This window comes from Lentibacillus cibarius (assembly GCF_005887555.1).
Classification (GTDB): domain Bacteria; phylum Bacillota; class Bacilli; order Bacillales; family Amphibacillaceae; genus Lentibacillus; species Lentibacillus cibarius.
The window spans coordinates 2,154,709-2,176,941 of sequence record NZ_VCIA01000001.1 but is presented as its reverse complement, the minus strand read 5'-3'; the positions used below and the strand labels follow the sequence as shown (position 1 = coordinate 2,176,941).

General features: G+C 44.4%; 23 protein-coding genes, 2 tRNA genes, 1 pseudogene and 2 other annotated features. Of the genes and pseudogenes, 17 read left to right on the top strand and 9 right to left on the bottom strand.

Annotated elements, in window-relative coordinates; all coding sequences use genetic code 11:
* Positions 1–95: 95 nt before the first annotated feature.
* The gene (locus FFL34_RS10555; protein ID WP_138603412.1) at positions 96–920 is read right to left on the bottom strand and encodes an aldo/keto reductase; all 825 of its coding nucleotides are present in this window, start codon (positions 918–920) and stop codon (positions 96–98) included.
* Between the two features lie 191 nt (positions 921–1,111).
* Here FFL34_RS10555 and FFL34_RS10550 point away from each other — a divergent pair, with 191 nt between their 5' ends.
* Complete coding sequence (locus FFL34_RS10550; protein ID WP_138603411.1) at positions 1,112–2,542, top strand: amidase family protein; 1,431 nt, start codon at positions 1,112–1,114, stop codon at positions 2,540–2,542.
* A gap of 41 nt (positions 2,543–2,583) precedes the next feature.
* On the opposite strand, the gene FFL34_RS10545 is transcribed toward FFL34_RS10550, so the two are convergent.
* From FFL34_RS10545 to FFL34_RS10535, 3 genes are all read right to left on the bottom strand, one after another.
* Positions 2,584–3,096 carry a hypothetical protein gene (locus tag FFL34_RS10545; protein WP_138603410.1) on the bottom strand — a complete coding sequence of 171 codons (513 nt, stop codon included), beginning with the start codon at positions 3,094–3,096 and terminating at the stop codon, positions 2,584–2,586.
* Positions 3,097–3,211: 115 nt separating this feature from the next.
* Complete coding sequence (locus FFL34_RS10540) at positions 3,212–3,796, bottom strand: DNA-3-methyladenine glycosylase I (protein ID WP_138603409.1); 585 nt, start codon at positions 3,794–3,796, stop codon at positions 3,212–3,214.
* Positions 3,793–4,635: a sulfurtransferase gene (locus FFL34_RS10535; protein WP_138603408.1), complete on the bottom strand. Its 843-nt coding sequence runs from the start codon at positions 4,633–4,635 to the stop codon at positions 3,793–3,795. Before FFL34_RS10535 ends, FFL34_RS10540 begins: the two co-directional genes overlap by 4 nt.
* Before the next feature lie 146 nt (positions 4,636–4,781).
* Here FFL34_RS10535 and pepT point away from each other — a divergent pair, with 146 nt between their 5' ends.
* The 3 genes from pepT to FFL34_RS10520 all read left to right on the top strand — a co-directional run bounded on the left by pepT (position 4,782) and on the right by FFL34_RS10520 (position 7,595).
* The gene (gene pepT / locus FFL34_RS10530) at positions 4,782–6,020 is read left to right on the top strand and encodes a peptidase T (protein ID WP_138603407.1); all 1,239 of its coding nucleotides are present in this window, start codon (positions 4,782–4,784) and stop codon (positions 6,018–6,020) included.
* A gap of 205 nt (positions 6,021–6,225) precedes the next feature.
* Positions 6,226–7,251 (top strand): D-alanyl-D-alanine carboxypeptidase family protein, encoded by a 1,026-nt coding sequence (locus tag FFL34_RS10525; protein ID WP_138603406.1) that lies wholly within the window; start codon positions 6,226–6,228, stop codon positions 7,249–7,251.
* Positions 7,251–7,595: a hypothetical protein gene (locus FFL34_RS10520; RefSeq protein ID WP_138603405.1), complete on the top strand. Its 345-nt coding sequence runs from the start codon at positions 7,251–7,253 to the stop codon at positions 7,593–7,595. The genes FFL34_RS10525 and FFL34_RS10520 overlap by 1 nt, the downstream gene beginning before the upstream one ends.
* Positions 7,596–7,709: 114 nt before the next feature.
* On the opposite strand, the gene FFL34_RS10515 is transcribed toward FFL34_RS10520, so the two are convergent.
* The 3 genes from FFL34_RS10515 to FFL34_RS10505 form a co-directional block, all read right to left on the bottom strand.
* Complete coding sequence (locus tag FFL34_RS10515) at positions 7,710–8,162, bottom strand: DUF2269 family protein (protein ID WP_138603404.1); 453 nt, start codon at positions 8,160–8,162, stop codon at positions 7,710–7,712.
* 115 nt (positions 8,163–8,277) lie between these two features.
* Positions 8,278–9,141 (bottom strand): fructosamine kinase family protein, encoded by an 864-nt coding sequence (locus FFL34_RS10510; RefSeq protein WP_138603403.1) that lies wholly within the window; start codon positions 9,139–9,141, stop codon positions 8,278–8,280.
* A 25-nt stretch (positions 9,142–9,166) separates the two neighbouring features.
* On the bottom strand, positions 9,167–9,622 hold the full coding sequence (locus FFL34_RS10505; protein ID WP_138603402.1) for a nucleoside deaminase: 456 nt from the start codon (positions 9,620–9,622) through the stop codon (positions 9,167–9,169).
* Positions 9,623–10,213: 591 nt separating this feature from the next.
* Here FFL34_RS10505 and FFL34_RS10500 point away from each other — a divergent pair.
* On the top strand, positions 10,214–10,774 hold the full coding sequence (locus FFL34_RS10500) for a nitroreductase family protein (RefSeq protein WP_138603401.1): 561 nt from the start codon (positions 10,214–10,216) through the stop codon (positions 10,772–10,774).
* Between the two features lie 263 nt (positions 10,775–11,037).
* A complete protein-coding gene (locus tag FFL34_RS10495) occupies positions 11,038–11,514 on the top strand; it encodes a PAS domain-containing protein (RefSeq protein ID WP_138603400.1) in 477 nt (158 codons plus the stop codon).
* A gap of 295 nt (positions 11,515–11,809) precedes the next feature.
* Here the strand turns inward: FFL34_RS10495 and ddlA are convergent, their stop codons facing one another.
* Positions 11,810–12,913: a D-alanine--D-alanine ligase gene (gene ddlA, locus FFL34_RS10490; protein ID WP_138603399.1), complete on the bottom strand. Its 1,104-nt coding sequence runs from the start codon at positions 12,911–12,913 to the stop codon at positions 11,810–11,812.
* 210 nt (positions 12,914–13,123) lie between these two features.
* Positions 13,124–13,373: a binding site (T-box leader), on the top strand.
* 155 nt (positions 13,374–13,528) lie between these two features.
* Positions 13,529–13,796 (top strand) — a binding site (T-box leader).
* Between the two features lie 63 nt (positions 13,797–13,859).
* On the opposite strand from ddlA, the pseudogene trpE reads away from it, so the two are divergent.
* The 7 genes and pseudogenes from trpE to trpA all read left to right on the top strand — a co-directional run bounded on the left by trpE (position 13,860) and on the right by trpA (position 20,257).
* Positions 13,860–15,265: pseudogene (gene trpE / locus FFL34_RS10480) on the top strand (anthranilate synthase component I).
* On the top strand, positions 15,249–15,848 hold the full coding sequence (locus FFL34_RS10475) for an anthranilate synthase component II (RefSeq protein WP_138603397.1): 600 nt from the start codon (positions 15,249–15,251) through the stop codon (positions 15,846–15,848). The pseudogene trpE and the gene FFL34_RS10475 overlap by 17 nt, the downstream one beginning before the upstream one ends.
* The gene (trpD, locus tag FFL34_RS10470) at positions 15,832–16,857 is read left to right on the top strand and encodes an anthranilate phosphoribosyltransferase (RefSeq protein ID WP_138603396.1); all 1,026 of its coding nucleotides are present in this window, start codon (positions 15,832–15,834) and stop codon (positions 16,855–16,857) included. Before FFL34_RS10475 ends, trpD begins: the two co-directional genes overlap by 17 nt.
* Positions 16,858–17,658 (top strand): indole-3-glycerol phosphate synthase TrpC, encoded by an 801-nt coding sequence (trpC, locus tag FFL34_RS10465; protein WP_138603395.1) that lies wholly within the window; start codon positions 16,858–16,860, stop codon positions 17,656–17,658.
* Positions 17,648–18,280 (top strand): phosphoribosylanthranilate isomerase, encoded by a 633-nt coding sequence (locus FFL34_RS10460; protein ID WP_138603394.1) that lies wholly within the window; start codon positions 17,648–17,650, stop codon positions 18,278–18,280. The genes trpC and FFL34_RS10460 overlap by 11 nt, the downstream gene beginning before the upstream one ends.
* A 5-nt stretch (positions 18,281–18,285) precedes the next feature.
* Positions 18,286–19,491, top strand: a complete 1,206-nt coding sequence (trpB, locus tag FFL34_RS10455; protein ID WP_138603393.1) for a tryptophan synthase subunit beta — start codon at positions 18,286–18,288, stop codon at positions 19,489–19,491.
* Complete coding sequence (gene trpA, locus FFL34_RS10450) at positions 19,484–20,257, top strand: tryptophan synthase subunit alpha (protein ID WP_138603392.1); 774 nt, start codon at positions 19,484–19,486, stop codon at positions 20,255–20,257. The genes trpB and trpA overlap by 8 nt, the downstream gene beginning before the upstream one ends.
* A 41-nt stretch (positions 20,258–20,298) precedes the next feature.
* On the opposite strand, the gene FFL34_RS10445 is transcribed toward trpA, so the two are convergent.
* Positions 20,299–20,493, bottom strand: a complete 195-nt coding sequence (locus FFL34_RS10445) for an SHOCT domain-containing protein (protein ID WP_234031475.1) — start codon at positions 20,491–20,493, stop codon at positions 20,299–20,301.
* Between the two features lie 233 nt (positions 20,494–20,726).
* Between FFL34_RS10445 and FFL34_RS10440 the strand changes: the two genes are divergently transcribed.
* The 4 genes from FFL34_RS10440 to FFL34_RS10425 all read left to right on the top strand — a co-directional run bounded on the left by FFL34_RS10440 (position 20,727) and on the right by FFL34_RS10425 (position 22,213).
* Positions 20,727–20,802 (top strand) — tRNA-Thr (locus FFL34_RS10440).
* 4 nt (positions 20,803–20,806) lie between these two features.
* Positions 20,807–20,896: transfer RNA gene (locus FFL34_RS10435), tRNA-Ser, on the top strand.
* A 127-nt stretch (positions 20,897–21,023) separates the two neighbouring features.
* Complete coding sequence (locus FFL34_RS10430) at positions 21,024–21,359, top strand: thioredoxin family protein (RefSeq protein WP_138603391.1); 336 nt, start codon at positions 21,024–21,026, stop codon at positions 21,357–21,359.
* A 323-nt stretch (positions 21,360–21,682) separates the two neighbouring features.
* Entirely contained in the window at positions 21,683–22,213 is a 531-nt protein-coding gene (locus FFL34_RS10425; protein ID WP_138603390.1) for a CotY/CotZ family spore coat protein, read from the top strand.
* Positions 22,214–22,233 lie beyond the last annotated feature (20 nt).

The window sequence follows — 22,233 nt, the reverse complement described above, 5'->3', positions numbered from 1 at the left end:
TAAAAGCGTTATCCGTAGTCAAAATGGCGACAACATTTTCAACCCAGGCACTGCAAAACCGGATGGAAGTCCTTACTCCTCATCCGGTTCCAATTTTAACGTTTATTCATTTCACTCGGCTCCGGTCCTTTGCGCTGATTACGGTCAAGGCTACCAATTTGCTGCATCTCATCGGCACTCAGTTCAAAATCAAACACATCAAAGTTTTCCTCAATTCGCGATGGTGTCACGGACTTTGGAATGACAATCGCATTGGACTGCAGGTGCCAGCGAATAATCACTTGTGCTGGTGTTTTACCATGATTGGCAGCGATCTTGGTGATCACATTGTCCTGTAACACCTCACCGCCTGTCATGAGCGGACTCCACGCCTCTACAAAAATATTATGCTTTGCACAGAATGCTTTCAAGTCATTTTGCTGTAAATATGGATGGCACTCTACCTGATTCAGCACCGGTACGACATCACATTCATCAAGCAAACGCTGTACATGCTCCGTGTTGAAGTTGCAGACACCAATTGCCTTCACACGACCGTCATGATACAGCTTTTCCATCGCCTTATATGTATCGACATAGTCGTCAAACTCCGGAGTAGGCCAATGGATTAAATACAAATCAACGTAATCCAGACCTAGGCGTTCTAGACTCGCATCAAAGGCCTTCAATGTCGCGTCATAGCCCTGGTCACTATTCCACACTTTCGTCGTGATAAATAGTTCCTCACGAGCAACCCCACTTTTCGCAATCGCGCGGCCAACGCCATGTTCATTTTCATATACTTTGGCCGTATCAATCGAGCGGTAGCCTGTTTCAATCGCTTTGGCCACAGCCGGTTCCGCTTCCTCATCCGGTACTTGCCAAACACCAAAACCGAGCTGCGGCATTTCCAGTCCGTTGTTCAATGTTACATATTGCATGAGCAAAACTTCCTTTCTTGCTATGGTGAAATTTAGTTTATCACAATGACTTTTGTGGATAAAATAATTGACCTTTCCTTAAAGTTAATGACAATTATTGGATTATACAATATTCCTAATATTCGTGGTATAATGATGTAAAGTACAAATAGGACCCTGATAGGATGAGATTTTAAAAGGGAGGCTTTACAATGGATGTCGCACTCACACAAACAACCATCACCGAATATCAGCACGAAATGGAAACTGGCAATCTATCAGCGAAACAACTGACGATGCATTACTTCAAGCAAATTGCTGACTTTAATGATCAGATTAACGCCGTACTGGAAATTAATCCTGAAGCAATACATATCGCCGAAGCCCTTGATGCAGAAAGAGAGCAAAAAGGTGCACGAGGCCCGCTTCACGGCATCCCTATCTTAGTAAAGGATAATATTGAGACCGGGGATAAAACACATACAACAGCCGGCTCCCTAGCGTTGGAAAATAATTATGCAAAAGAAGATGCATCTATTGTTCAAAAACTCCGTGCAGCTGGTGCAATCATCCTGGGAAAAACCAATCTGACTGAGTGGGCTAACTTTATGACTATAGGCATGCCAAATGGGTACAGTTCGTTAGGAGGGCAGGTTTTGAATCCGTATGGGCCTGGGGAGTTTGACACTGGTGGGTCGAGTGCAGGATCTGGTGCTGGTATGGCTGCCGGGTTTGCTGCTGGCGCACTTGGCACGGAAACGAGCGGATCCATTCTGAGCCCGGCAAGCAGCAATTCTATTGTCGGTATAAAACCTACTGTCGGCCTATTGAGCCGCTCAGGAATTATCCCCATTTCAAATAGCCAAGACACCGCCGGGCCAATGACCTGTACCGTGGAAGACGCAGCTATTATGCTGAACGTGCTAGCCGGTGTTGATGATAACGATTCAGTAACACTGATTTCACCTGATAATGGTTCAATCGACTATACGGCATCACTACGTAAAAATGGATTAAACCATGTGCAGATCGGCGTACCGCGGGCTTATATGGAAGGGCTTGATGAAGAAGAAACAGCCATCATCAATGCTGCTTTAGCGGATATGAAAAAACTTGGTGCGACCATCATAGACCAAGTTCAGTTACCAACAAATGTAAACAACATGAATGTCATGCTTCATGAATTCAAAAATGGCATCAATGCTTATTTAACGAACGTATCGTCAAATGTCCCAGTTCACGCATTGCAGGATGTTATCCAGTTTAACAAAAACCATAAGAAAGAGGCACTAACTTACGGGCAAACAATCCTTGAACAAGCCGACCGAACAAGCGGGAATTTAGTTGAGGCGGAATACATTAACGCCCGTTTAAATGATATAAAGCAGTCACAGGCAGAAGGCATTGATCAAGCCATGAACGAGCATCAATTGGATGCACTCATTTTTGTCAATAACTATGGGGCAAGCATTGCAGCCAAAGCGGGTTATCCGTCCATAACTGTTCCGGCAGGCTCTACATCTGCCGGCAAACCCGTTGGCGTAACATTCACAGGGCAAGCCTTTACCGAAGCAAAACTAATTGAAATGGCATATGCATATGAACAGGCAACACAACACCGCAAGGCACCGAAATTAATTTGAAAAAATACGGGCTGTTTCCTATTAAAGGAAAATAGCCCGTTCTAATCACCGTTCCAAACAATGTCACCACATTGTGCTTGATGATCAATGTTGACATCAAAAGAATGCTTGTTATAAAAATGTTTTAATCGTTCCACATGATCGAAGTCACGTTTGACAATGTCACCTGTAATAAACGGGATGTTATCTTTTCGTACTTCTTCTTTTAAATGCTTGATGAGCACTGACCCATATCCTTTATTCTGCACACCTTTAATGTCCGCAATATGGAGCCTTTGACCATCTTTATATTCCGCTTGAATGGCCGTCTGCCAATCACCTTTGTACGGCTTCGAACAATTATGCAGCATGAGTTGACACAAGTTTGCATCCCTATATGCGTAAACAATAACCCACTCGTCTTGATTCGTTTGATCGATACCAATTACTTCTGCATTTCGGGCAATTTTTCGGATGTTTTCCTGCATTCGGTAAAGCTGTATTTCCAGGGTATCAAGTTCCTGCTTTATGTCATCTTTACTCCTTGTATCTTCCAAAAATGCATACTGTACCATTGTTGGCCTCCTTTTCCGTCAAAAACGAACACAATCTCGTATTGTACTAGAAAGATAGCGTTCGCTTCAAGACCTCAGAGGAAAAACGCAGGCAATAGCATGTCATCAAACAGCTTCAGAGCTGTTTATCCGTTTTACCGTGATATAAGAGACAATCTTTCGTATGATCATTAACCATTCCTGTTGCTTGCATGAACGCATAGCAAATCGTTGGCCCAACAAAGGTAAACCCGCGTTTTTTTAAATCTTTGCTCATGTGCTTCGATTCTTTCGTATATGCTGGTACGTCCGCATACGTATCCCAGTCGTTTAATATCGGCTCCCCACCAGTGAATTGCCAGATATACGTATCAAAACTGCCAAATTCCTCTTGTATGTTTAAAAAAGCATGGGCGTTTTTAATGACAGACTCAATTTTGCGTCTGTTTCGGATGATACCGGCATCTTGCAGCAGTTGATCCACTTTATGCTCATCATAGGCACTGACCTTTTTCGGGTCAAAATAGTCAAATGCTTTCCGGTAACCATCCCGGCGTTTTAGAATGGTAATCCAGCTCAGACCAGCCTGAGCGCCTTCAAGTGATAGCATTTCAAATAATTTCCGATCATCATGAACCGGCCTGCCCCACTCACGATCATGATAGTCTATATAAATTGGATCATCCGTCACCCAGCCACAGCGTTTACAATCATCGGTCATTCTCCCTTCGTCTCCACGTCATTTTCCTCATAGGAGATCCAATCACTGAAGCTTCCTGGGTATAGCTTTACATTCCGGAAGCCAGCCGATTTCAGGGCAAGTACGTTAGGGCAAGCAGATACACCTGAGCCACATGAAACAATGATTTCATCTTCTTTGTCCAGTGATCCAAAATGCGCCTCTAGCTCCTTGGTATCTTTCCACTTCCCATCCTTGTTAAAAACATCTTTCCAGAAGAAATGCTTTGCACCGGGGATGTGGCCTGCTTTGGCATACATCGGCTCGGTTTTACCAAGGTATCTTTCCTTGGACCTTGAATCAATTAATGTCGCTGATCCATCCGTCAGCTTTTTCTTTACTTCCTCGATATCCACTGCTTCGTTTTCTCGATACTGCGGTGTAAAATTTGCTCGTTCCAGTTTCGGCACTTCCGTTGTCACTTCATAACCCTGTTCCACCCAGGCATCAAAACCACCATCAAGCAAGTAAACATGGTCGTGGCCTACATAATACAACAGCCACCACAAACGTGCGGCGAACATGTCATTCTGCTGATCATAAATGACCACCGTTGTCTCCTGATCAATCCCGATATTGGCGATTTTAGCAGTAAACATATCCATATCAGGCAATGGATGATTGCCCCCATGTTTAGCTGGCTTTGCGGATAGATCTTTATTCAAATCAAGGTAAACGGCATGCGGTATGTGCCCTTCTAAATATGCTTTCCTCCCAGCATCCTCGTCTGTCAGCTTAAAACGTGTATCAACGACAACTGTCTTGTCAGCATGATGCGCCAGCTGTTCTTTCAGCCAAGTCGGACTCACCACAACGGACATAAAAACCCCTCCTACTTTAATTAACGTTTATCAGAAATTTCGTTTCCTTTATTTTAACCGATAGATAAGCCAATGAACAGACCTGCTTATCCTTCCCCCTTGGTAAACGAAAGTGGTAAAATAAAAGGAAAGGAGATGAATACATAATGAAAAACGAATTAATCAAGCGATTCACCAATTATGTTACTATTGACACCCAATCAGATGAATCCAGCGAAACAACTCCGTCCACACCCGGCCAAATGGAGCTGGCCAAGCAGCTTGCGGAAGAACTAAAATCCATCGGTATGGAAGACGTATCAATGGATGAAAATGGCTATTTAATGGCAACACTTCCAGCCAATACGGAAAAAGATGTTCCGACAATCGGATTTTTGTCCCACGTTGATACGGCAACAGATTTCACCGGTAAAAACGTAAACCCGCAGATTGTGGAAAACTTCGATGGGAACGATATTGTACTAAATCAGGAAAAGAATGTCGTGTTGTCAGCTGATGAATTCCCGGAGCTTCCTAACTATGAGGGACATACACTAATTACAACGGATGGGACGACCCTGCTCGGAGCTGATGATAAGGCCGGTATTACAGAAATCATGACCGCAATGGACTACTTAATCAATCACCCGGAAATCAAACACGGAACCATCCGAGTCGCCTTCACCCCTGATGAAGAAATAGGTCGTGGCCCGCATAAATTCGATGTGGATCGTTTCCAGGCTAAGTACGCCTACACCATGGATGGTGGTCCTTTGGGCGAATTACAGTATGAAAGCTTTAACGCTGCCGCTGCCAAAATAACCATCAACGGTAATAGTGTCCACCCCGGCACCGCCAAGGACAAGATGGTAAACGCGGGGACAATCGCAGCCGAATTCATTAATAAATTACCTGAGAAGGAAACACCTGAAAACACGGAAAAATATGAAGGGTTTTATCACTTAATTTCAGTGAATGGGAATGTTGAAAAGACGCAACTGACCTACATCATCCGTGACTTTGACAAAGATAATTTTGAAGCACGGAAAGAGATGATGCGCAAATGCATCGATGAAATCAACGCCACACATGGTGAGGGTACTGCCGAAATCGACATGAACGACCAATATTACAACATGCGCGAAAAAATAGAACCAGTAAAAGAAATCGTAGACATCGCGTACCAGGCAATGGAAAACCTGGATATCAAACCACTTATTAAACCGGTCCGTGGCGGAACAGACGGTTCACAGCTCTCTTATAAAGGGCTGCCGACACCGAATATTTTCACTGGTGGCGAAAATTTTCACGGGAAGTATGAATATATTTCAGTCAATAATATGGAAAAGGCGACCAACGTTATCGTCGAAATTTGTCGTTTGTTTGAAGCAGAATCCGAGAGTTAAATATAAACAATTGACAGCCGGGTTCACACTAACGAATCCGGCTCTCTTATTTTTACCATGCATATAAATGGTAGTACGTGTCCGATTCACACATTCCCAACCTTATGCTGTAAGCCTATAAAAAATTGCGTGCCTGGGCATAGACCACAGCATTCATGCAGTGATATGATAAATCAAAGAGTATACACACATAGGAGAGAAAAAAATGTTCCAAAAGAACCTATTCGCTACCTTTATGCTGCTTGCTATCACGCTTGTGGCAACAGCCTGTGATGGTGATAATCCGGAAACTAAAGAAACGGTAGCACATGCACCAGTAGATAAAACAGATAACCAGCAAAAGAAAACGCCTGAAGCAGAAACTGATCATATCCGACTACCTGAAGAGCACCTACAAAAAACCGACCAGGGTCAAGCAGTCAAAACACTGCAAAAAGCTTTGAACAAAGTCGGCTATTCCATCGAACGCAACGGTACATATGACGACATAACAACATGGGCGATTACTGATTTTCAACTACAACAGCAAGCATTGATAGCTACTGGTGTTTATAATGAGTCAACCCGTAAAGCATTGCAGAAGATTCTGGATGAACATCAAGCTATCAAAGCCGGAGCTGTTCTCGATCAACCTGATAACAAGCCGCCGGATACTGTTGACAACCCGCATGATATCCTGGCATTAGTCAATAAAGAAAACAGGTTGCCAAGTGATTTTGTTCCACGCAACCTGACTGTTCCGGATGTCCGTTTTCCGTTTGAGGATTTCCTGCCAAAAAAACAAATGCGGAAAGTAGCTGCCAAAGCAATGGAAGATATGTTTCAAGCTGCTAACAGTGCCGGACTAGAACTATTCGCTCAATCCGGCTACAGGTCATATGAAAGACAGGATGCCATTTTCGCTTCCAATGTCCGCAAGAACGGTGAAGAGGCGGCCAATAAATTCAGTGCAAGGCCGGGAGAAAGTGAACATCAGACCGGCTTGACGATGGATGTCACCAGCCCGGATGTTAATTATCGGTTAATTAAAGAATTCGGACAAACGGACGAAGGAAAGTGGATTAAACAGCATGCCGCCGAATATGGCTTTATCATCCGCTATCCAGAAGGCAAAGACGCCATTACCGAATATCAATACGAACCATGGCATTTGCGGTATGTCGGCAAAAAAGCCGCAACAACCATCATGGAACAGGGAATAACACTGGAAGAATATTTGGGAGAGGCATAATGCAGGCGCACATTTCTAACATGTGCGCCTTTTCGCTGTCCCTCGGATACATGTTCCCTGCTTTCGAGTTGCTAATTTCAAGCTCACAGGTTGATGTCCTGCTTTATTCCGCTGATGTCCAGCCCTTTTCCGTTGATGTCTCGCTCTATTCCGTTGATGTCTCGCCCTATTCCGCTGATGTCCAGCCCTTTTCCGTTGATGTCCGGTCCTATTCCGTTGATGTCCCACTCTATTCCGTTGATATCTCGCTCTATTCCGTTGATGTCCAGCCCTTTTCCGTTGATGTCCAGCCCTTAACGGTCATCATTGGTTCCGTTATACTGCATTATTGGCCGGAAAACTGAAATACCCGTCTAAACACAAACAGCGAGGGCACCCAAACGTATTGCCCCCGCTGTTTCTCTATTAATCAGCCACCTGCTCTACCGGTGATGTTCCTTGCCACCCTCGATATCTAACTAAAACGGCTTCAAAATCATCAGCGCAATAATAATTAAGAATAGCATATTTTCCAGCCGCTCATAGAAAAATAGCTTCCTGGAAAGTGTATAATATTCAGGAGGGATAACTTCACCCTGATGCTCCTTTAGTAATGCTTTTACCGGCTTGGATTTTGGTGACAGCATGATCGGACCCAATCCCAATGCGATAAGATATAATGCCAGACTCGTTACATACCAGCCTTGACTGAAAAGATACGAATTTAAAAAACCCATCCATAACCCAGTTATCAAAAGCAACGTCCCGCCAACCATCACAAAAATATGCAGACGGTTGCGGATATCATATGCGTGCCGTAATTCAGTCATTGTCTCCGCTTTTGTCACAATATAAATCATCACAAAGCCAGGACCCATTCCCAATATCGCTGAAAAAATATGGACAAAAACAAGCAGTTCATAAAATGTCATTGTTTATCCCACCATTTCATTCATGTACCTCCATCTTACACGATAAAGGGCAGGGAGTACTTGTGACATGTAGCACAATCCTGGCTAGATTTGTGACAAAATCGTGTCAAACACATCAGCCGCTGTACCTTTTTAAGATCGTATCTACAGCGGAACCATACACTTCCCCGAAAATATTTAGATGCACGAGCAAATAATACAGTTGATATAACGGCTTTACATCCTCGTAATCCGGTGACAATGGAAACCGATCCTGATAAGCCTTATAAAAGTCAACGGAGTAACCACCAAACAATTCGGTGAAAGCCAGTTCAAAATGCCTGTCCCCGTAAAGGAAAGACGGGTCAATCACATATGGATCACCACCGGGGCCACTAAGCCAATTGCCTCCCCACAAATCCCCATGCAAATGGGAAGGTGCCACATCATCCGGGACCCACCTATCAAGGTTTTCCAGTAACTTTTCCAGACGGTCACGCCGTTTCCCGGTAATACTGCCTCGTTCAATACCAAGCTCGAGCTGTGCAGTTAGCCGCCGGTCGCGATAATAGTCCAACCAGCTTACAAATAAACCATTCGGCTGGGGTAGTGTGCCGATAAACGTATCAACGGTAAACCCGTGTTTTTCAGCAAATGTCTGATGCATGCATGCTACACGGTCTCCTAATTTCCATTCCGTATCTCGGGAACGTTCTCCATCGATCCATTCCATCACAAGAAATGCATTATTTTCCTTATCCGAGTAAGTATAAACCTTTGGCACGGAAATTGAATCCGTCTGCCTGATCAACTCCAGCCCTTTTGCTTCCAATTCAAAAAATCTTGCCGGTGCATCCGGCTGATATTTAATAAAATAGCTAGCTTGAGCAGTTTCCACAAAATAACTTGCATTGATGGACCCACCGGTAACGCGTTTTTTTTGCCTAAGCGGGGAATCATCACCCGCTTGTTGCAATGCTGTTTCAATGAAAGGATTCATCAAAATGCTCCTTTTCGCAGGCGTTTTATTCGGAACGTTCTCTCCACAATGCCACCGGGTCTTCCTGGCCATCCTGCAAAGGCACGTGGGTCATTTCAAGCCGACGCTCACTTTTCGGTTTCTTTAATTCCTCATAAACAGTTTCAGCCTTGCCTAGACCTGCTTCTATAAGTTCGTCCAACGAAGAACAATAGTACACATTGTCCAACCCTGCATAGTACATCGCCGTTAAACACATAGGACACGGCTCGCCACTGGCATACATCGTATACCCTTTCAGTTCATGCGTATGCATCATTTTCTGTGCTTTGCGCATCGCCTGAATTTCGGCGTGGGCTGTAATGTCAAAGCGATTATGCAGCTCATTCACACCTTCTGTCACTTGCTTGCCGTTTTTCACTAGAACTGCACCAAATGGTTCACCACCATTACGAACGTTCTCTACAGCTAATTCCACCGCGCGTTCCATAAATTGATCCATATACAACACCCTTTCCTATTTTTTTAGCTGCATTCTGTCCCTAGTGTAACAAAAACGGCTGTTCATGTGTTACTGGTGTCACCTGTGCTCCATTACAATGTTTGTGTTACCGCATGTAATTGCCTTTTACCGTTTTATCAGCTACAATAACAATTAATTGAAAACAGTTATCAATCATGAACAAAGGCGCAAGCGCCCTTGCAGGCTAAAAACGCGACGTCCTGTCGCAACGCCTGCACTAGCACGTCCTGTGCGTCGTAGCGACGTACGGACTGCGCCTGCGTGTCGCAGGTGGGTCGGCGTTGCCGCGCATCGCGGCGGATTTAGCCGATCTTCCCTACTAGCCGGAGGAGATAAAGGAAACATGCCCCTTTATGGGGTATGCCGACGTTGGGCGCAGCCCGTTCTTAGTCGGCCTTCTTACGTCACGGAGTCGATGTTGACTTATCGGACGGAGGTGAAGGAAGTCGCGCTAGTCGCTGGGAGCTGGAGCCGGACGTGGCTTAACCTTGCAAGTAAAAGTTATATCGCTAAATTTTATACTTTCTTAGCTTTGTACATAAACATACGTCTTAAGGAGGATGACATAATTTGGATTCTGTCAAAACGCCAACAGCACTTCAACAGACAATTCGCAATCGGCGTTCGGTCAAAAAGGGATATAATGATAAACCAGTTACTGAGGAAACCGTGAAAGAACTGCTAGAAGATGCCATCTGGGCCCCTACACACGGCGTCCGTCAACCCTGGCGATTCATTTTTATCGGGCCGGAACAAAAAGAAAACTTTGCCGACAAAGTTGCTGCCACGTATCCGGAAGATCGGCAGGAAGACCGCCGCCAATATTTTCGCGAGCCAAATGCATTCTTGATTGTCGTTATGGATGAGCCAGACAGTCAAAAACAATGGGATGAAAACTTCGGAGCAACGGCATGTATGATTCAAAACTTCTGGCTGCTTGCGTGGGAACGAAAACTCGGGGTTGTCTGGAAAACCAATAGACATATTTATGATCCAACAGTGAAAGAAATACTGGACGTCGGTGAAGATGAAAAAATTGTCGGTTTTCTACACCTCGGCTATTTTGACGAAAAGCCCATCAAAAAGGCACGTATCCCGGTTGAAGATAAGTTTTCCAGATTCAAGGGGTAACTTTAAATTAAAGAAGGGACAAAAAGGACCGATTGACTTATGTCACAACGTCCTGTGCGTCAGCTCACGCCCGGCTCATTTGGCGGTTGAAAGGTTTAAATAACCTATGAAGACCAGCAATTGCAAGACTTTTATTTGCCACTTAGCCTAGTTTTCACAAAAAGTACACAGGCAAAATAGTAATAACAGGTTTATAATATGTGTAGGAGGCTTTTTTGCCTCTAATATGTATATTACTATATTCTCATAAAGGAGATTTTTATATGTCTGAAGAAAAATTGTCGGATTTAGTTAGTCCGGAAGCCGTCATTAATTTTGAAACGGGTGCGATTAAAGCAAGCACCTTGGATTCAATCATCAAACTCTTACCATTTGAAATGGGCTTTTGTGATGCTGACGATATTTTCCGCTGGTATTCAAATAATCCAAACCGTGTGCATGGTCGCCGTAAAGAAGCAATTGGTCGCCCTGTGCTTGAGCTTCACCCACACGTGGAGCACTATGTTGATAAATTGTTGAAAGACTTTCATTCAGGAGCACGCGACGAATGGGAATTTTGGTTCCCTAAACGCTCCGGTGAGGCCGGTCAAATTTACCAAAAGTTCATGGCAGTACGTGATGAAAATGGAAAGTACCTTGGCTGCATGGATGTGACCGTTAATATCGATCTTTTCAAAGGAAAAGAAGGCAAAAATACCCCTGATACTATTGAAGAATTTACAGCTGTTATGCCTGAATAATAACAAAGTAATTTTCTAATATGAGATACTACCGAAAAGCACATTAAATCCCATTCAATGTGCTTTTCTTTTAATAGACTTCAAGCCTGTTATCTATATTTTACACAAAAGGCATTACCCCTTTGCTTTACCGGCATTAAACTATAAAACCAACGAGCCGATTGAAAGAAAACCCTCGCACATTTATATAATGTTAATTCAGTAAACAAAACGGCATACCAGTTACTATAATAGTTGGTATGCTATTTAGCTTATTTTTATCCTGCTAAGCTCAGTCCTTTTCCTACAAGCAAAATTATTCGTCCCAGACGGCGCTTTTTAGCTGGCTATTCCGTTCATGCCGCTCGATGGCTAGTTCGATTAACTGATCAATCAATTCCGGATAGGAGGTGCCGCTTAACTCCCACAGTTTCGGGTACATGCTGATGCGGGTGAACCCTGGCAGTGTATTAACCTCATTCACATAGACTTCCCCGTTGTCGCTCAGAAAGAAGTCCACCCGTGCTAGTCCTTCACATTCCAGTACTTGAAATGCCTTTAGAGCAGTCTTTTGCACTTTTTGAGCAGATTCATCCGATAAATCAGCCGGCATCTCCAGTCGTGCGCCTGATTCATCAATATACTTGGATTCATACGAATAGAATTCCGTCTGCGGCAAAATCTCTCCCGGTACGGATGCTTCTGGATTTTCATTTCCCAGCACCGCACACTCAATCTCACGACCGTTTAGAGCCTCCTCTATGACTACTTTTTGATCATACTGAAAGGCTTCTTCCAACGCTTGATCAAATGCATCTTTTTCCGACACTTTACTTACACCGACTGAAGACCCCTGGTTCGCCGGTTTGATAAACATTGGCAAGCCTAATTCTGCTTTGACCTTTGCAAAATCAATGTCCTGTTTTTGGGCACGTGAATAAGCCAATCCTTTAGCGACATTCAACCCCGCAGCCTGAAGCAGTCGCTTGGCAATATCCTTATCCATGCAGATGGCTGATCCGAGCACACCAGTCCCGACAAATGGAAGATTGGCAAGACGCAGCATTCCCTGCAAACTACCATCTTCTCCTAATGTTCCATGTACAATCGGGAAAACAGCATCCAGCTGTTCAAGTAAACCAGCGTTTCCCGCATGAATGAGTTGATGGTCTGTCTGTCCCGGAACAATGGCTACCGTTTCATTCGACTTGTTCAGTTTAATCAATTTCGGATCGTCAGCATTAATCAAATAAGACGATTGGTCATTGATATGCCACTTCCCTTGTTTGTCAATTCCAATCAACACAACCTCATATTTGTCTTTATCAATGGCATCGACTATGTTTTTAGCCGATTGCAGCGAAACTTCGTGTTCAGCAGACTTCCCGCCAAAAATAATTCCAACCGTTTTCTTTGGCATCTTAGAACCCCTTTTCAGATATATATGTATAACATAGCATAAAAAGGCTTGTTTGAAACAGAAAAATTTTCACATGACAAGAAATACTTAATATTACTGTGGTAGTCAGGTCGGTTTATTGTAACAAGTTAAATTTTTATTCAAATCTGAATAAAAAGGTATTGACATCTCGTTAAAGCAAGATTATTATAGTGATTAACATCTTAAAAAACAAGAGCGCTGACGAAGAGTAGTATCCTGTTTGTATGCTAAAGAGAGCCGGTGGCAGGTGTGAACCGGTGTATATGACAGGTGAATGGACTTCCGAGCTTCCGGACCGAACCAATAATTGCAGTAGGCTCTGGCGATTAGATCCCATCGTTACAAGGGATACATATGATACATGCAAGAAGTTTCATATGGCCAGAGTGAGCTGTTTTTCAGCTAATAAAGGTGGCACCACGGGCTTCCCGTCCTTTTCAAAGGATGAGGGAGCCCTTTTTGTATGGGAAAAACCGGCTGTTCAACATAATAACAGCTCGAAATTTAGCAAATCAGTTATACCAAACAGTCAATAAATAAATAATACGTGTTCAAAAAGGAGGATAAACGGACTTTTTGAACAACCTTGAATAGCGAAAATCGCCGAGTAAGAGAAGTAAGCTTTCTTGAAGCGTCAAAGAGAGCCGGTGGTGGTGTGATACCGGTACGTGGATGATTGCTGAATGGACTTACGAGAGGTTTCCTGAAAGAACAGTATGGAAACACGGAGTTCCGCCGTTATACGGATAGGATATAGGATGTAAGGTCGAGTAACACCAACCTTTCCATCCCGTATCTGAAAACGAGATGGAGATATGACTTCTCCAAAAGAGGTGGCACCGCGGTCACAACCGTCCTCTAAAAACACATTCCGCATGTGTTTTTAGAGGACTTTTTTTATCTTCACAAAAAGGAGTTTTGCAAAATGGAAACAAAAACAAAACCACTTCCCTATAAACTGATCAAACAAAACGCCGACACCTTAACCCCGATTGGGATATTTCAAAACCTCCCCGGGACGAAAAAGTTTTTACTAGAGAGTTCGTTTCAGCATGAGGAAAAAGGCAAGTATTCCTTTATCGGAGCTGACCCCTACTTAGAATTTACCGGCGGCCAAGATAAAACAACGGTGGTAAACAGGCAAACAGAATCGGTAGAAAAGCGAAATGAGCCTGTTTTGTCCGTTTTTCAAAAGGAATTCCCCTCATTGGACGTTGATATCCCCCTTCCATTCTTTGGAGGAGCGGTAGGCTATATTGGCTATGACGCGATCAGGTCCTATGAGAACATTGGCGCGGATTTACCGGACAACATTGGCATGCCTGATGTACATTTAATGCTTTATAAAAACATCATTGTCTTTGACCATCAGGATGAATCGGTGTTCCTCATTGCAACAAACCTGGATCAGCAGCCTGAACAGGTATTAGATCAACGGTTGGCAAACTTAAGCAAAGCTCTAGACACAGTTGCAGCGAACCATCCGCCCGCTGATGAACCGATAACGTTCCAGCCTGACATGGATAAACAACGATTCATAAGGAATGTGGAAATAGCGAAAGAACATATTCAACAGGGGGATATCTATCAGGTTGTTTTATCCCAGCGAATGAAAGCTGCCATGCATGGTCATCCGTTTACGTTCTATCGGAAATTACGAAAAGCGAATCCATCCCCCTACATGTTTTATATTGATTTTGACGATTATGTGCTTTTAGGTGCGTCACCGGAAAGTTTACTGAAAACGACGGGCCAGGACATTATTGCTAATCCGATTGCCGGTACGCGGCCTCGCGGGGAAACAAAAGCGGAGGATGAAGCACTATCCAAAGAACTTCTTGCTGATGAAAAGGAATTGTCCGAACATCGAATGCTCGTTGATTTAAGCCGAAATGACCTTGGCCGTGTTTGTGAGTGAATAGCGTTTCTGTTCCTGCTTATATGCAAATAGAAAAGTATCAGCACGTGATGCACATGGTTTCCGAGGTACACGGGAAATTAGCCAGCCGGTTTTCAAGCATCGATGCACTGATTGCCTGCTTGCCTGCTGGGACCGTATCTGGTGCACCAAAGATTCGGGCCATGCAAATCATTAATGAATTGGAAGATGCCAAACGTGGTGCTTATGCAGGCGGTGTCGGCTATATCAATTATAACGGCGACCTGAATATGGCACTAACCATTCGATCACTCGTTGTCAAAGATAATCATGCCTATTTACAAGCTGGTGCTGGCATTGTCTACGATTCAGACGCGGAGACCGAATATAACGAAACATTGCATAAGGCACGATCATTAATGGAGGTGACGAACATTGATTTTACTCATTGATAATTATGATTCATTTACGTACAACATCTTTCAATATATTGCCGGTGAAGGAATGGAGGTAACCGTCCGCCGAAATGACCAGCTGACTGTCGAGGATATTGCAGCATTAAACCCGGAAGCAATTATCCTTTCCCCGGGGCCGGGAACACCGGAGAAAGCTGGTATCTGCACGGAGATCGTGAAGGAGTTTTACAGCAACATTCCTATTCTCGGGATTTGTCTGGGACATCAAATTATCGCACATGCCCTTGGCGCCTCAGTCACGGAAGCCAAAACCATTAAACATGGCAAAACATCATCGATCACACATAACGGAAATGGACTTTTCAGTTATCTTCCGCAGCCGCTTGAGGTGATGCGGTATCACTCTCTGGCGATTGACCGAATGACACTGCCGGGTGAACTAAAAGTAGTTTCGTCATCACTTGACGATAACGAAATAATGGCAATGAAACACCGGCAATACCCTGTCTACGGCATACAGTTTCATCCGGAGTCCATTGGTACGGCATCCGGCCGAAACATGATTAACAACTTTTTAACAGAAATTGGAAAGGAGATTGACCATGAAACAGTATCTTGAAAAATTGATGAACCGGGAAAACTTGACATTCCAGGAGATGAAAGATGTGACAGCAACGTCGTTTGAGCCGCATATTACTGAAAGTCAACTTGCTTCCTTTTTAACAGCGTTGCGGACGAAAGGGGAAACACCTGAGGAAATTGCCGGTCTGGCAGCAGTTATTCGTTCACAGTCCAGCCAAACAACGGACAGTCTAGTGAATGTTATGGATAACTGTGGAACGGGTGGCGATGGCTCGCAAAGTTTCAACATCAGTACAACTGCCGCATTCGTTCTGGCGGGAGCAGGCGTCACCGTTGCCAAGCACGGTAATCGCAGCATCTCCAGCCGAACGGGAAGCGCTGATGTGTTGGAACGTTTAGGCGTCTCGTTATCTTTCTCGAAAGAGCATGTAAAGGAAATACTTGATGAAAATAATATCGCCTTTCTGTTTGCGCCACATGTGCATCCCGGAATGAAGCGGTTTATGGGGGTTCGGAAAAACCTGGGTATCCCGACCATCTTTAATCTGATTGGTCCACTCACCAATCCAGTGCATCTAGATACCCAACTTTTAGGGGTTTATCGCCGCGATATGCTGCCATTGTTGGCCGAGACATTACATCAGTTAGGACGAAAGCGGGCGCTGGTCATTAACGGGGCAGAATACATGGATGAAGCGTCACTTGCCGGTGACAATCATATCACATTGCTCGACAACGGAAACATCACATCATTCACATTACATCCGCATGATGTGGGCTTGCCCGTATATCCTAATGAGGCAATCCAGGGCGGTAATATAGAGGAAAATGCTGCTATTTTACGTGATGTCTTAAACGGCAAGCCGGGTGCTTATTACGATACAGTACTTCTTAATGCCGGATTGGGTCTGTTTGCTAATGGTGCAGCGGTCTCCATTCAAGATGGTATCGCAAAGGCTAAAGAAAGTATTGATAGTGGTGCAGCAATGGAAAAACTACAGCGGCTTGTGGCCTATAGTAATAAAATTTCGAGTGAGGCGATATAAATGACTATTTTAGATAACATTCTGCAACAAAAGGAAAAAGAAATTGCCCAGTTAAAAGCACAATCATTCAACGACACTCCTGTTGAACGGAAAGATGTTGCTAAAGTGGCGCAATCGTTTAAACAAACAGAACAGATGAATGTCATCGCCGAAATCAAACGGTCCTCTCCTTCCAAAGGGGACATCGATCTGGGAGTGGATCCGGTAAAACAAGCGAAATTATATGAGGCGTGCGGAGCCGGAGCCATATCTGTTTTAACCGATGAAACATTTTTCAACGGATCGATGGATGATTTGGCTGACGTTCGCGAGGCGGTAGATTTGCCCATTCTTTGCAAGGATTTTGTCATTGATCCGATTCAAATCGACCGGGCGAAGGCGGCAGGCGCATCTATCATTCTATTAATTGTCGCCGCCATGTCACCATCTAAATTAAAAACACTTTACAACTATGCAAATGAACAGGGATTAGAAGTCCTTTGCGAAGTGCATAACGAGCAAGAAATGGAAACAGCCATCGAACTGGATGCAGCCATCATCGGCATTAACAATCGGAATTTAAAAACGTTCGATGTAGACTTAACCATTACCGAACGTTTAGCGTCGATGGTGACCAATCCTGATACAGTCCTTATTAGTGAAAGCGGAATTAAAACACGTGACGATGTATTGCAATTGGCAGCAAGTGGCGCGGATGGCATCCTTGTTGGGGAAACATTGATGCGTTCCGAAAACGCCCCTGCCCTGTTTAACGATTTTAAAGTCCCATTAGTGAAAGGGGAACAATCCAATGCTCGTTAAAATTTGCGGAAACACCACCGTGGAAGCAGCACAAGAAGCTGTTCGTTCCGGCGCTGATTTCATTGGATTGGTATTCGCGCCAAGCAAGCGGCAGCTGACACCAGAACAAGCAGCCGACATAAGTGCCGCTCTCCCTTCTACAGTGAAAAAGGTTGGCGTTTTTGTGAACGAAACGAAAGAAGCGATCACCCGCATTGCCGAGGAAGTTGGATTAGATATCATTCAGCTGCACGGTGATGAGCCCCCAGCCTTTGCTGAGGAGCTTGCATATCCGGTCATCAAGGCCTTTGCCATGACACAGGCCTCCCCGGAAGCAATCGCAGCATATCCGTGTGATTATTATCTGCTTGACAGCGGGACTGGACCATACCGCGGTGGCAATGGAACAACCTTTGACTGGAACCAATTAACGGATACCTACCTTGATCCGAATAAAATCATTCTGGCAGGCGGGCTGACCCCTGAAAACGTACAATCAGCCATTTCCATCGCAAAACCGGCCGGAGTCGATGTATCGAGCGGTGTCGAAACAAATGGACAAAAAGATCACGCGAAGATCAAGCAATTTATTAATCATGCTAAGAGTGCATGTTCAACAACAACCCCTAAAACGAAAGGATGAATCCGATGACAACTTATACATTTCCGGATGCAAAGGGAAAATACGGCCAATTCGGCGGCAGGTTTGTGCCTGAATTGTTAATGCCGGCAGTTATTGAATTAGAAGAAGCCTATGAAGCAGCAATACAGGACGCTGCATTCACAGAGGAACTAAATGATTATTTACAAACCTATGTGGGACGGGAAACCCCGCTTTATCACGCCAAAAATCTATCTGCTGAACTAGGCGGACCATCCATTTATTTGAAGCGGGAAGATTTGAACCATACAGGTGCCCATAAAATCAATAATACGATCGGGCAGGCCTTATTAACACGGCGGATGGGCAAAAAGAAGGTTGTTGCCGAGACCGGCGCAGGCCAGCACGGTGTTGCGACCGCCACCGTCTGTGCTCTTCTTGGACTCGAATGTGTCGTGTTCATGGGTGAAGAAGATATCAGACGGCAAAAGCTGAACGTTTTCCGGATGGAATTGCTTGGAGCCAAAGTCGAAAGTGTATCACATGGTAGCGGAACATTGAAAGACGCGGTCAATGAGGCATTGCGCTATTGGGTCAGCAATGTGGAAGATACCCATTATATTATCGGCTCAGTTGTTGGTCCTCATCCTTTTCCAAAAATCGTACGTGATTTCCAATCCGTGATTGGCAACGAGACAAAAACACAGCACCGTCATAAGACAGGTCAGTTACCGGATGCCGTTATCGCCTGTGTTGGTGGCGGCAGTAACGCTATGGGCATGTTTTATCCGTTTGTGGAGGATAAGGAGGTCAAGCTTTATGGTGTGGAAGCAGGCGGAAGCGGCGTGGAAACCAACGAGCATGCTGCAACGCTAACTGCCGGATCGCCTGGTATTCTGCATGGAACGATGACCCATTTGCTACAAGATAAATATGGCCAGATTGAAGAAGCCACTTCCATTTCAGCCGGGCTTGACTATCCCGGTGTCGGCCCTGAACATAGCCACCTCCACGAAATTAACCGGGTCACTTATACGTCGATAACCGATCAAGAAGCGATGGATGCCTTTAAGCTGCTTTCACAGACAGAAGGAATTATTCCTGCTTTGGAAAGTGCGCATGCGGTCGCATATGCAACAAAACTGGCAAAACAAATGGACGAAACTGAGTCGATGGTTATCTGTCTGTCCGGACGCGGAGATAAGGATGTGGAGTCGGCGAAAGATGTACTAGGGGGGCTTACAGATGAGTAACGAAGCGTTGGATCAAGCACTGGCAAATAAAAGACAGGCAGGCAAAAATATCATCGTGCCATATATTATGGCTGGTGATGGCGGTCTTGATATACTTGAGGAGCGGCTGGAATTTTTACAGGAATGCGGGGCTGCAGCTGTTGAACTCGGTATCCCTTTCTCCGATCCGGTTGCAGACGGCCCGACGATTCAAGATGCCGGTCAACGGGCAATGGAAAGAGGTACGACTTTAACAAGCGTCCTGGAAACACTGGCAAACTTCAAAGCGAAACGAACGATTCCTGTCATTCTAATGACTTATTTCAACCCTATTTACGTTTATGGTATTGAATCATTCGCCAAAGACTGCGTGAGTGCCGGGGTGAGTGGTGTCATCATCCCTGATTTGCCGATGGAAGAGGAAGCAGGAATTGTTGCTTGTCTACAGGAGCATGCCATTTCTTGCATCCGTCTGGCTGCGATGACCAGTCCGAATCACCGGCTTCGTGACATAGCGGGCCGTACGGAGGGATTTCTTTATGCCGTTTCGGTCAAAGGGACGACCGGCGCCAGAGCTGGGCATGACAGTCACGTCAAAGCTTATTTGCAAAACTTGAAGCAAATGACCAACACACCAGTTCTGGCCGGATTCGGGGTATCCAATCCGGAACAAGCCCGTGAACTGGCTTCCCATTGTGACGGTGTGATTATCGGCAGCCGGATTGTGGATTGGTTTCATAAAGGACAAACGGACGCTATCAAACAACTGATCCAAAATAGTATCTAAACACTTGTCACTTGCCGAGACAATCGGCAAGTGGCAGTTGTTTATTTCCCCTGCTTTTTCCTGGCCTTTTCATATTCTTCCTCGGTAATCTCACCTTTCTCTAACCGTTCCTTCATGATTTCTAAGGAACTTTGCCGCCGGTTACTTTTTCCAGCGCGAAACCGGTAGAGGATGATCACCAATACGACCAAAACAACTAGCGTCAAACCCAATCTGATATAACCTTCCACCGTCATGTGACCACCTCCACGTTTACTGTTCCCGATTTTTCACAACTTAAAGCCAAGGATTAGATCAAGGACAGTTTTATCTGTTGATCAGCTCTAGTGCTGGTTTGGGATCGATAGGCTTTCTATCAAGGTTTTTGGTTTGAATTAAAAGATTTAGCTCTTTTTTCCAGTCAAATCCATTGCATAAATAAATAATTTATATTATTATTTTCTATGGACTTACAAGTTGCATGAATCATGCTGGTGTAGCACAATCGGTAGTGCGCATCACTCGTAATGATGAGGTTGGAGGTTCAAGTCCTCTCACCAGCACCATTTTGGAGGAGTACCCAAGTACGGCTGAAGGGGGCGCACTCGAAATGCGCTAGGGCGTGTAAGCGTCGCGGGGGTTCGAATCCCTCCTCCTCCGTTCTTCCTATGAATTCACTTCCGTATTAATACTTTCCTTTAACACCATTATTCCTCCATTTAGACCCATCTGATAAAAAACATTCACCGTTAGGACATTTTTTACAATATACATAAGAGGTGTCATTATGCGTTCTTTCACTGAATTACACTCCATTGATGCAATCGATCTGTTCACGAAAGACAACCGCCTGAGTTTACTATATGTTTCCCGCCCTGGCTGTAGCGTTTGTCACGGTTTGCTGCCACAGGTACAAACACTGATGGAAAACTACCCGGAAATACAGTTGGGACACATTAATGCAGATGAAGTAAAAGAAGTTGCCGGACATTTTTCCATTTTCACCGTCCCGGTCATCCTTGTGTTTGTGGAAGGAAAAGAACACATTCGAGAAGCACGAATTGTGCATATGGATTTATTGGAGGAAAAACTGGATAAAATCTATAAAAACGTGGCTGGATGAGTAAATACATCCAGCCACGTTTTTATATGTAATAGGTGATTATTCTATTAAAAAGCGGGAAAGCCAGTGATCAGCTGACTTTCCCTGCAAGATTCATGGGTTGTGGTATAAATCTAACAAGACTTGTTTCGATTTATAGTTCATCCTATGCTCCCAAATTTCCTTTTGCATCAGCATTCAACCTAAGTTATGCACACATTCTAGCGCTACATTTGGATACATTGCTCATTTTTCATAGAAATAGACTAGTATACAACCTTAAAGCGCAATTCTACATAGAGTATTAATGTAACATCAAAAATTATCAAAAGGAGAGATTTTTTATGGCAGACTGTGTATGTAATATTGTGAGGGAAATTATCGAGGCACAAGATCAGGTGAACAACAATAATGATGGTTGCTGCACAACAAGCTGTGAAGGCTCCATCCAGGATCTGCTTAGACCGGAAATGAACAATAACAATAACGGACCTGACACCGTTCCATTTATTCTTTACTGTGAAGGCGACTGTAACCCGTTCATTGCCAGCGGAGTATACCGGGATGTTGTTGCAGGCACCAATGCAACATTCTTCAACTGCTTACAGTCCCCTATCCTGCGTGCGAAGGAATTCACTGATGAGAACGAATGCTGTGTAAGACTAGAACTTCTTGCACCGGTCAACTCAACTGGAGACGTTACGTTCGATGAGGGAGATAACGTCTGTGAATTCTTCTCTGAAAACACTGGTGAAAGAGCTAGAGGCTTCATAGCAACTGGTATCTGCATCACGGTTGACTTGAATACTTTCAATGGTATTCAGTGTCTTGATGCAGTGACACCACTTCCTTCTTCCCAGTTTGTAACAGGTTAAGAAACACGGAATCAACCAAA

What these genes read in the sequence shown, in the direction of transcription:
- trpD (WP_138603396.1), top strand. Translation starts at nt 15,832, where the DNA reads ATGAAACAGTATCTTGAAAAATTGATGAACCGGGAAAACTTGACATTC.
- FFL34_RS10555 (WP_138603412.1), bottom strand. Translation starts at nt 920, where the DNA reads ATGCAATATGTAACATTGAACAACGGACTGGAAATGCCGCAGCTCGGT.
- pepT (WP_138603407.1), top strand. Translation starts at nt 4,782, where the DNA reads ATGAAAAACGAATTAATCAAGCGATTCACCAATTATGTTACTATTGAC.
- FFL34_RS10430 (WP_138603391.1), top strand. Translation starts at nt 21,024, where the DNA reads ATGCGTTCTTTCACTGAATTACACTCCATTGATGCAATCGATCTGTTC.
- trpB (WP_138603393.1), top strand. Translation starts at nt 18,286, where the DNA reads ATGACAACTTATACATTTCCGGATGCAAAGGGAAAATACGGCCAATTC.
- FFL34_RS10525 (WP_138603406.1), top strand. Translation starts at nt 6,226, where the DNA reads ATGTTCCAAAAGAACCTATTCGCTACCTTTATGCTGCTTGCTATCACG.
- FFL34_RS10460 (WP_138603394.1), top strand. Translation starts at nt 17,648, where the DNA reads ATGCTCGTTAAAATTTGCGGAAACACCACCGTGGAAGCAGCACAAGAA.
- FFL34_RS10510 (WP_138603403.1), bottom strand. Translation starts at nt 9,141, where the DNA reads ATGAATCCTTTCATTGAAACAGCATTGCAACAAGCGGGTGATGATTCC.
- FFL34_RS10515 (WP_138603404.1), bottom strand. Translation starts at nt 8,162, where the DNA reads ATGACATTTTATGAACTGCTTGTTTTTGTCCATATTTTTTCAGCGATA.
- ddlA (WP_138603399.1), bottom strand. Translation starts at nt 12,913, where the DNA reads ATGCCAAAGAAAACGGTTGGAATTATTTTTGGCGGGAAGTCTGCTGAA.
- FFL34_RS10505 (WP_138603402.1), bottom strand. Translation starts at nt 9,622, where the DNA reads ATGGATCAATTTATGGAACGCGCGGTGGAATTAGCTGTAGAGAACGTT.
- FFL34_RS10550 (WP_138603411.1), top strand. Translation starts at nt 1,112, where the DNA reads ATGGATGTCGCACTCACACAAACAACCATCACCGAATATCAGCACGAA.
- FFL34_RS10535 (WP_138603408.1), bottom strand. Translation starts at nt 4,635, where the DNA reads ATGTCCGTTGTGGTGAGTCCGACTTGGCTGAAAGAACAGCTGGCGCAT.
- FFL34_RS10520 (WP_138603405.1), top strand. Translation starts at nt 7,251, where the DNA reads ATGCAGGCGCACATTTCTAACATGTGCGCCTTTTCGCTGTCCCTCGGA.
- FFL34_RS10540 (WP_138603409.1), bottom strand. Translation starts at nt 3,796, where the DNA reads ATGACCGATGATTGTAAACGCTGTGGCTGGGTGACGGATGATCCAATT.
- FFL34_RS10545 (WP_138603410.1), bottom strand. Translation starts at nt 3,096, where the DNA reads ATGGTACAGTATGCATTTTTGGAAGATACAAGGAGTAAAGATGACATA.
- FFL34_RS10445 (WP_234031475.1), bottom strand. Translation starts at nt 20,493, where the DNA reads ATGACGGTGGAAGGTTATATCAGATTGGGTTTGACGCTAGTTGTTTTG.
- FFL34_RS10425 (WP_138603390.1), top strand. Translation starts at nt 21,683, where the DNA reads ATGGCAGACTGTGTATGTAATATTGTGAGGGAAATTATCGAGGCACAA.
- trpA (WP_138603392.1), top strand. Translation starts at nt 19,484, where the DNA reads ATGAGTAACGAAGCGTTGGATCAAGCACTGGCAAATAAAAGACAGGCA.
- trpC (WP_138603395.1), top strand. Translation starts at nt 16,858, where the DNA reads ATGACTATTTTAGATAACATTCTGCAACAAAAGGAAAAAGAAATTGCC.
- FFL34_RS10495 (WP_138603400.1), top strand. Translation starts at nt 11,038, where the DNA reads ATGTCTGAAGAAAAATTGTCGGATTTAGTTAGTCCGGAAGCCGTCATT.